General features: G+C 73.1%; 7 protein-coding genes and 1 rRNA gene. 1 reads left to right on the forward strand and 7 read right to left on the reverse strand.

All coding sequences use genetic code 11. The features are described 5' to 3' along the window. Positions 1 to 76 precede the first annotated feature (76 nt). From ACFYQQ_RS34080 to ACFYQQ_RS34095, 4 genes are all read right to left on the reverse strand, one after another. On the reverse strand, positions 77 to 961 hold the full coding sequence (locus ACFYQQ_RS34080; protein WP_355792336.1) for an ABC transporter ATP-binding protein: 885 nt from the start codon (positions 959 to 961) through the stop codon (positions 77 to 79). Continuing rightward, on the reverse strand, positions 958 to 2,001 hold the full coding sequence (locus ACFYQQ_RS34085) for an iron chelate uptake ABC transporter family permease subunit (RefSeq protein WP_356173278.1): 1,044 nt from the start codon (positions 1,999 to 2,001) through the stop codon (positions 958 to 960). The genes ACFYQQ_RS34080 and ACFYQQ_RS34085 overlap by 4 nt, the downstream gene beginning before the upstream one ends. Beyond that, the gene (locus ACFYQQ_RS34090; RefSeq protein ID WP_355787298.1) at positions 1,998 to 3,041 is read right to left on the reverse strand and encodes an iron chelate uptake ABC transporter family permease subunit; all 1,044 of its coding nucleotides are present in this window, start codon (positions 3,039 to 3,041) and stop codon (positions 1,998 to 2,000) included. The genes ACFYQQ_RS34085 and ACFYQQ_RS34090 overlap by 4 nt, the downstream gene beginning before the upstream one ends. Positions 3,042 to 3,244: 203 nt before the next feature. Next, the gene (locus tag ACFYQQ_RS34095) at positions 3,245 to 4,273 is read right to left on the reverse strand and encodes an HAD hydrolase-like protein (RefSeq protein WP_355787301.1); all 1,029 of its coding nucleotides are present in this window, start codon (positions 4,271 to 4,273) and stop codon (positions 3,245 to 3,247) included. Between the two features lie 72 nt (positions 4,274 to 4,345). Here ACFYQQ_RS34095 and ACFYQQ_RS34100 point away from each other — a divergent pair, with 72 nt between their 5' ends. After that, complete coding sequence (locus tag ACFYQQ_RS34100) at positions 4,346 to 5,638, forward strand: DUF1015 domain-containing protein (protein WP_355787304.1); 1,293 nt, start codon at positions 4,346 to 4,348, stop codon at positions 5,636 to 5,638. Positions 5,639 to 5,704: 66 nt separating this feature from the next. Here the strand turns inward: ACFYQQ_RS34100 and ACFYQQ_RS34105 are convergent, their stop codons facing one another. From ACFYQQ_RS34105 to rrf, 3 genes are all read right to left on the reverse strand, one after another. Further along, entirely contained in the window at positions 5,705 to 6,580 is an 876-nt protein-coding gene (locus tag ACFYQQ_RS34105; protein ID WP_388906475.1) for a hypothetical protein, read from the reverse strand. Further along, entirely contained in the window at positions 6,472 to 8,118 is a 1,647-nt protein-coding gene (locus ACFYQQ_RS34110) for a hypothetical protein (protein ID WP_388906477.1), read from the reverse strand. Before ACFYQQ_RS34110 ends, ACFYQQ_RS34105 begins: the two co-directional genes overlap by 109 nt. Positions 8,119 to 8,208: 90 nt before the next feature. Then, positions 8,209 to 8,294, reverse strand: a 5S ribosomal RNA gene (gene rrf, locus ACFYQQ_RS34115); the annotation flags it as partial.

Genomic DNA, 8,294 nt, shown 5'->3' on the forward strand with positions numbered 1-8,294 from the left:
TCCTCCGGTCATGCTCCCTCGTGGCCCGCTCCCGTCCCCGCCCGGCACCGGCAGCGCGCGCTCCCCTGTCCACGCCTCAGCCCTCGGCGCTGCGGGCCGCCGCGCCGACCGCGTGACCGGCCGCGGTCCCCCGTGCCTTGCGCGCCGCCGGAACCACCAGCGGCGTCCCGGTCTCCGGGTCGGCGATGACCTGGCAGCGGAGCCCGAAGACCTCCTCGACCAGCTCGGCCGTGACGATGTCGTTCGGCGCCCCCTCGGCGACGACCGCGCCCTCGCGCAGCGCGATGAGATGGGTCGCGTACCGGGCCGCGTGGTTGAGGTCGTGCAGCACGGCGACCAGGGTGCGGCCCTGCTCCTCGTGCAGTTCGGCGCACAGGTCGAGCACGTCGATCTGGTGCTGGATGTCGAGATACGTCGTCGGCTCGTCGAGCAGCAGCAGCGGGGTCTGCTGGGCGAGCGCCATGGCGATCCAGACGCGCTGGCGCTGTCCGCCGGAGAGCTCGTCGACGTAGCGGTCGGCGAGTTCGGCGACCCCGGTCGAGGCCATCGAGTCCCGGACGACCCGCTCGTCCTCGGACGACCACTGGCGCAGCAGGCCCTGGTGGGGGTAGCGGCCCCGGCCCACCAGGTCGCCGACCGTGATGCCGTCCGGCGCGATGGACGACTGCGGCAGCAGCCCGAGCGTGCGGGCGACCTTCTTGGCGGGCATCGAGTGGATGACCTGGCCGTCGAGGAGCACCCGCCCCTCGGCGGGCCTCAGCATCCGCGAAAGGGCGCGCAGCAGCGTGGACTTTCCGCAGGCGTTCGGGCCGACGATCACGGTGAAGGAGTTGTCGGGGATCTCCACCGACAGCTTCTCCGCGATGACGCGCTGGTCGTAGCGGAGGGTCACGTTGTCGGCGGACAGGCGGTTCACAGTGCTGGCGCTCCTCTTGGTGTTCGTGTTCGGCCTGGCGCTCATATCCGGCCCGCCCTGCGCTCGGTGACGAGCAGCCACAGCAGGTAGAGGCCGCCGACGACTCCGGTGACCACGCCGACGGGCAGCTGGTCGGCGCCGAAAGCCCGCTGCGAGGCCCAGTCCGCGACGATCAGGAGGGTCGCCCCCATGCACGTCGAGGGCACCAGGTTCGGCCCCGGCGAGCGGGTCAGCCGCCGGGCGAGCTGCGGCGCGGTGAGCGCCACGAAGCCGACCGGACCGGCGGCGGCGGTGGCGCCCGCGGTGAGCAGGACGGCGGACACCATCAGGACGAGCCGGGTCCGCTCGACCCGCACCCCGAGGGCGTACGAGACGTCGTCGCCCATCTCCATCATCCGCAGGCCCCGCGCGTTGCCGAGGACCAGCGGCACGAGGACGGCGCACATGGCGAGCAGGGGCCAGACCTGCGACCAGTCACGGCCGTTGAGGGAGCCGGTCATCCAGACGACCGCCCGCGTCGCGTCGACCAGGTCGGCCTTGGTGAGCAGGTAGCCGTTCACCGCCGTGACGACGGCGGAGACGCCGATGCCGACCAGGACCAGGCGATAGCCGTGCACGCCCTGCTTCCAGGCGAGCACGTAGATCGCGAATCCGGTCACCAGGCCGCCGGCGAGCGCCCCGAGGGTGACCTCGGCCGCGGAGCCCGAGAACAGCACGATCATGATCAGCGCGCCGGCCGTGGAGCCCTGGCCGAGGCCGAGCACGTCCGGACTGCCCAGCGGGTTGCGGGAGATGGACTGGAAGAGCGCGCCGCCCAGTCCGAGCGAGGCGCCCACCAGGATGCCCACCAGGACGCGGGGCAGCCGGAGTTCGTTGACGATGAACTCCTGCCCGGCGTCCCCGCCGCCGGCCAGCGTCCTCAGGACGTCGGCCGCGGGGATCGGGAAGTCGCCGGTGCCGATGAGGACGACACCGGAGGCGAGCATGACCAGGAGCAGCAGCGCGACGACGACGCAGGCGCGCACGTCGAGCCGAACCGAGAGTCCGCCCCTGGGGCGGACGGCGGGGGTACGTGTGGCCTTCACAGCTGCGCCGTCCTCCGCCGTCGTACGAGGTAGATGAAGACCGGGCCGCCGAGGACCGCGGTGACGATGCCGACCTGGAGCTCCGCGGGGCGCGCCACCAGCCGGCCCAGCACGTCGGCGCCGAGCAGCAGCACGGGCGACAGGACGGCGGCGTACGGCAGGATCCAGCGCATGTCGGGTCCGGTGAAGGAGCGCACGACGTGCGGGACCATCAGTCCGACGAACACGATCGGGCCGCAGGCGGCGGTGGCCGCGCCGCAGAGCACGGTGGCGGCGGCCATGGACAGCGCCCGGGTACGGTTCAGGTCGGCGCCGAGGGCGCGGGCGGTGTCGTCGCCCATCGCCATGGCGTTCAGCGGTCTGGCCAGGGCGAGCGCGAGGACCGTGCCGACCGCGAGGAACGGCAGCACCTGCTTGATCATCCCGTCGGTGGCCGCCGAGAGCGAACCGACCGTCCAGAAGCGCATCTTGCCGAGCGCCGCGTTGTCCATGATCATCACGGCCTGGAGATAGCCGTAGAGCGCGGCGCTGATCGCGGTGCCCGCGAGCGCCAGCCGCACGGGGGTCGCTCCCCGGCTGCCGCCGAGGAACCAGACCAGGACACCGACGGCGGCGGCGCCGAAGAAGGCGAACCACACATAGCCGCTCAGCGAGGTGACGCCGAAGTAGGTGATGGCGGTGACGACGGCGGCGGAGGCGCCCGCGTTGATGCCGAGCAGTCCGGGATCGGCCAGGGGGTTGCGGGTGAGCGCCTGGAGCACCGCGCCGGACAGGCCGAGGGCGGCGCCGGCGAGCAGTCCGAGGACGGTGCGCGAGATCCGTTCGTCGACCACGACGTCGCCGTAGGTGCCCGAGTCGTGGAAGAGGCCGTGCCAGACCTGGTCCATGGGCAGCGCTTTCGCGCCGATCGCGATGCTCGCCAGCGCGACGAGCACCAGCAGGAGCACGGAGGCGACGAGCCCGAAGGACCGTATCGCCCGACGGGTCGGGGGCGCGGGAGCGGTCTCCGCGCGCTGTTCTGGAGGACTGTCGACCAACACGCAGTTAGGTTAGCCTACCCTCGCATAGTGGCACGATGGCCCGTCAAGGACCGGCCTGGGCCGCCACCTCACGGGACACGCATGGACGCTTTCGCGTCACATCGGTCGCCGCGCACCCCACACCGTCGCCCCTACGTCACGCTTCCCTTCGCGCCCCCTCACCGCCACCCTCGTGTCACGCGCCCCGCCGCGTCATGCCCCGGCTAGAGGCCCGACTTCGCCAGCGCCTTCGTGCCGTCCAGGTCGCAGGTCCCGTCCCCGGCCGCCGTCCACGCCGCCGCGCACAGGGCCCGCAGCCCGTCGAGGGGCTCGCCCTCGCCGTCCAGCTCCAGCCGCTCGCTCCCGGCGGTGGCCGTCCAGCCGCCGCACCGGAAACCGTCGCCCGCCTCGGCGACCTCGGGCTGCCCGGCGAGCAGCCCGCGCAGGTCTGCGTCGACGAAGGTCGGCCGGTGCTGCGGCGGAGCGGCGAGGAGCTGCGCGCCGTCCGTGACGCCCGTCAGTACGAGCAGCGAGTCCACCTCGCCGTTGAACGCGCCCTCGATGTCCGTGTCCAGCCGGTCACCGACGACCAGCGGCCGCTTCGCTCCGGTACGGAGGACCGTCTCCCGGTGCATGGGCGGCAGCGGCTTGCCCGCCACCTGGGGCTCGGCGCCGGTGGCGATGCGGACGACCTCCACCGCCGCGCCGTTGCCCGGAGCGATCCCGCGCGCGCTCGGGATGGTCAGGTCGGTGTTCGACGCGAACCACGGCACCCCGCGCGCGATGGCGTAGCACGCCTCCGCGAAGCGTCCCCAGGGCAACTCGGGCCCGCCGTACCCCTGCACGACCGCCACCGGCTCGTCCTCGGCCGAGTCGACCGGTTCGAGCCCGCGCTCGCGCAGCGCGACCCGCAGCCCCTCACCCCCGATGACCAGCACGCGGGCGCCCTCGGGCACCTGGTCGCTGATCAGCCGGGCGACCGCCTGCGCGGAGGTGATGACGTCCGACGCCTCGGCCGGGACCCCCAGTTCGGTGAGGTGCGCGGCCACGGCGTCCGGGGTCCGCAGGGCGTTGTTCGTCACGTACGCGAGGTGCATCCCGCCCGAGCGGGCCGTGCCGAGCGACTCCACGGCGTGCGCGATGGCGCTCCCGCCGGCGTACACCACCCCGTCCAGGTCGAGCAGCGCCGTGTCGTACGCCTCGTTCAGGGCCTGCCGACTGGCGTCGGGCCGCGTCCTGACGGTCTGGCTCATTGCGCATCGCTCCTCGTTCGATCCCTTTCCCCCGATCATCGCGCATGCCACGGACACACTTACGATGCCTCAATGAACTATGCGGGTCCCGGGGACGAAACAGCGGCGTGCGAGGGACTCGAACTGGTCCCGTTCCAGGGCCTGCGCTACGACCCGGAGCGGGTCGGCAGCCTGGCGGCCGTGACCTCCCCGCCGTACGACGTCGTGGTCCGGCCCGACGGGCTGCACCACCTCGAATCGGCGGACCCGCACAACATCGTCCGGCTGATCCTCCCGCAGGACACCACGCCGGCCGTCCGCAACCAGCAGGCGGCGGACACCCTGCGGCAGTGGCTGTCCGAGGGCGTCCTGACCACCGACGCCGAGCCGGCCCTGTACGTCTACGAGCAGAGCGACGGCGACCTGCTCCAGCGCGGGGTCATCGGCGCCCTGCGCCTGTCGGAGCCCGCGGACGGCGTGGTCCTCCCCCACGAGGACGTCATGCCGCACGTGGTCGCCGACCGCGCGGCTTTGATGCGGGCCACCTCGGCCAATCTGGAACCCCTGCTGCTGACCTACCGCGGCGACGGCTCGGTGACCGGCACGGCCGCGGTGGTCGAGCGCGCCGCCGGGCGGGAACCGCTGCTCTCCACCACCACGGAGGACGGCTACAGCCACCGCCTGTGGGCCGTGACCGACCCCGCCGAACTGGCCGAGATCCGCGAGGACCTCCGCCGTCACCAGGCCCTCATCGCGGACGGCCACCACCGCTGGGCGACCTACCTGCGGCTGCGCGCGGAGCACCCCTCCCCCGGCCCGTGGGACTACGGCCTGGTGCTGCTCGTGGACACCGCGAGGCATCCGCTGCGCGTCCGCGCGATCCACCGCCTGCTGCACCACCTCCCGGTGAGCGAGGCACTGGCCGCGGTCTCGCCCCACTTCCGGGTACGGCACCTGGAGGTTCCCCTCGCCGAGGCCCTGACGGCGCTCGCCGCGGCGGCGGCCGAGGGCAACGCCTTCCTGTTGGCCGGCGACGGCGCCTTCCACCTGATCGACCGCCCGTCCCCGGACCTGCTGGCCCGTACGGTGCCGGCGGACCGCCCCGAGGCCTGGCGCACCCTGGACGCGACGGTCCTGCACGCCGCGCTCCTCGAACACGTCTGGCACATCCCCGAGGACTCCCCGGCGCGCATCGCGTACATCCACGACACGGCGGCCACGGTCGAGAAGGCCGAACGCGACGGCGGTACGGCGGTCCTGATGCACCCGGTCCGCGAGGAGGTCGTACGCGACCTCGCCCGCCAGGGCGTGACGATGCCGCGCAAGTCGACGTCGTTCGGCCCGAAGCCCGCGTCGGGTCTGGTCCTGCGGGCGCTGAGGTCCTGAAACGCGGACGGGCGGGACCCCTGCCGGAGTCCCGCCCGCCGCTTCCGCTTCTACATCCGTCGGACGTCAGCCGCGAGGAGCGTCCTCGGGACCGTCCTGCTCGTCGTCCTCGTCCTCGTCGTCGGCCGACACCTCGGCCTGCGGGACCTCGGACTCGTCGGCGGGGACACGGGTCGGCTCGGCCTCGACCTCGTCGTCGTCCTCGTCGTCCTCCAGGTCGGTGTCGAGGTCGACCGGCGCGGTACGGGGCTCCGCCTCGTCCTCGGTCATCGCGTCGACGAACTCGACACCGTCCAGCTCGGCGAGCCGGTCGGAGGCGTCCGTGCTGCCGTCCTTGTCGGACTCGACGGCCTTCGCGAACCACTCGCGCGCCTCGTCCTCACGACCGGCGGCAAGGAGCGCGTCGGCGTACGCGTAGCGCAGTCGCGCCGTCCAGGGCTGTACGGAGTTGGAGGCCAGCTCCGGGCTCTGGAGCGTGACGATGGCCGCGTCGAGCTGGTCCATGTCACGCCGGGCACCGGCGGCCACGAGCCGCATCTCGACCTGCCCGGCCTTGTCCAGCTTCTGCACCTCGGGCGCACCGGCCATGTCCAGCGCCTTCTCGGGCCGGCCGAGACCGCGCTCGCAGTCCGCCATGACGGGCCACAGGTCGACGTTGCCGGTCATCCGCCGTGCCGCACGGAACTCCGCCAGCGCCTCGCTGAACTTCTGGTTGGCGTACGCGGCGAATCCGGCGGCCTCACGGACGGCGGCAACACGGGACGCCAGGCGCAGGGCCACCCTGGAGTAGCCGTACGCACCCTCGGGGTCCTCGTCGATCAGCCGGGCGACCATCACCAGGTTCCTGGAGACGTCCTCGGCCAGCCCCTTGGGCAGGCTCTGCAGCTCCTGCCGTACGTCCTTGTCGATCTCGTCGCCCGTGACGTCGTCCGGGATCGGCAGCCGCTTGATCGGCTCGCGGTCCCGCTCGCGCTCGTCACGGAAGCGCCCGCCGCCGCGCCGGTCGTCGCCCCGACGGTCGTCACGGTCGCGGAACCCTCCGGGACGGCCGCCCCGGTCGTCCCGGCGCGGTCCCTGCCCACGGTCGTCGCGCCCGCGGAAACCACCACGGTCGTCGTCACGGCGGAAGGCCGGACGATCCCCGCCACGGCTGTCGTCACGACGGAAGCCGCCACGGTCGCCACCGCGGTCACCACGGTCGTCCCGGCGGAACGCCGGACGGTCGCTGTCCCGACGGAAGGCGGGACGGTCGCCACCGCGGTCGTCACGCCGGTCACCACCGCGGTCGTCGCGCCCGCGGAAACCACCACGGTCGTCATCACGGCGGAAGGCCGGACGATCCCCGCCACGGCTGTCGTCACGACGGAAGCCGCCACGGTCGCCACCGCGGTCACCGCGGTCGTCACGACGGAAGCCACCGCGGTCACCACCGCGATCGTCGCGGTCGTCACGGCGGAAGGAAGGACGGTCGCCGCCACGGCTGTCATCGCGACGGAACCCGCCACGGTCACCACCGCGGTCGTCACGACGCGGCCCCGAGGAGGGACGGTCGTCACGACGCGGACCACTGGTCGGCCGGTCGTCACGACGGAACGAGGGGCGCTCGCCGCCACGGCTGTCGTCACGGCGGAAGCCGCCACGGTCGCCACCGCGGTCACCGCGGTCGTCACGACGGAAGCCACCGCGGTCACCACCGCGATCGTCGCGGCGGGGGGCGCCACTCGACCGGTCGTCGCGACGGAACGCCGGACGGTCGCCGCCACGGCTGTCATCGCGACGGAATCCACCGCGGTCACCGCCACGGTCACCGCGGTCGTCACGACGGAAGCCACCGCGGTCACCACCGCGATCGTCGCGGTCGTCACGGCGGAAGGAAGGACGGTCGCCGCCACGGCTGTCATCACGACGGAACCCGCCACGGTCGCCACCGCGGTCGTCACGACGCGGACCCGAGGAGGGACGGTCGTCACGACGCGGGCCGGCCGGGCGGTCGTCGCGGCGGGGTCCGCCGGTCGGCCTGTCGTCACGGCGGAACGGGGGACGGCCACCGCTGTCACGGTCGTCACGGCCGCGGTAGCCACCGCCACCGCCACCGCCCCGGTTGTCGTCACGGCGGAAACCGCCACCGCCGCCACCGCGGTTGTCGTCACGGCGGAATCCGCCACGGTCGCCGCCCCGGTCGTCCCCGCGACGGTCGTCGCGTCGGTCGCCGCCACGGCTGTCGTCACGACGGAACGCCGGACGGTCGCCCCCACGGCTGTCGTCGCGGCGGAACCCGCCACGGTCACCGCCGCGGTCGCCGCGGTCGTCGCGGCGGAAGCCACCGCGGTCGTTGTCGCGGCCGGCGTTGTCACGACGCGGCGGGCCCCCGCGGTAGCCGCCGCGGTCACCACTGTCCCGGCGTCGCTGATCGCGTTCCGGTCGCTCGTCGGGAGAGTTGGTGGACATGGGTGACTCCTGTCTTCGGTACCGCAAGTCATTCTCGCGCAGCCGAGTACCCGGCGCGCTTCGGAAAAACAAAAGGACCCCTGGCCCCAGCGAGTCGCTGGGACCAAGGGTCCTCAAAATTTGTTCGGCGGCGTCCTACTCTCCCACAGGGTCCCCCCTGCAGTACCATCGGCGCTGTAAGGCTTAGCTTCCGGGTTCGGAATGTAAC

This window comes from Streptomyces sp. NPDC005496, from assembly GCF_042872045.1.
In the GTDB taxonomy this organism is placed as follows: domain Bacteria; phylum Actinomycetota; class Actinomycetes; order Streptomycetales; family Streptomycetaceae; genus Streptomyces.

Excerpts from the sequence above, each read along its gene's own strand:
- ACFYQQ_RS34080 (WP_355792336.1), bottom strand. The coding sequence starts at position 961 with ATGAGCGCCAGGCCGAACACGAACACCAAGAGGAGCGCCAGCACTGTG.
- ACFYQQ_RS34100 (WP_355787304.1), top strand. The coding sequence starts at position 4,346 with ATGAACTATGCGGGTCCCGGGGACGAAACAGCGGCGTGCGAGGGACTC.
- ACFYQQ_RS34110 (WP_388906477.1), bottom strand. The coding sequence starts at position 8,118 with ATGACTTGCGGTACCGAAGACAGGAGTCACCCATGTCCACCAACTCTC.
- ACFYQQ_RS34095 (WP_355787301.1), bottom strand. The coding sequence starts at position 4,273 with ATGAGCCAGACCGTCAGGACGCGGCCCGACGCCAGTCGGCAGGCCCTG.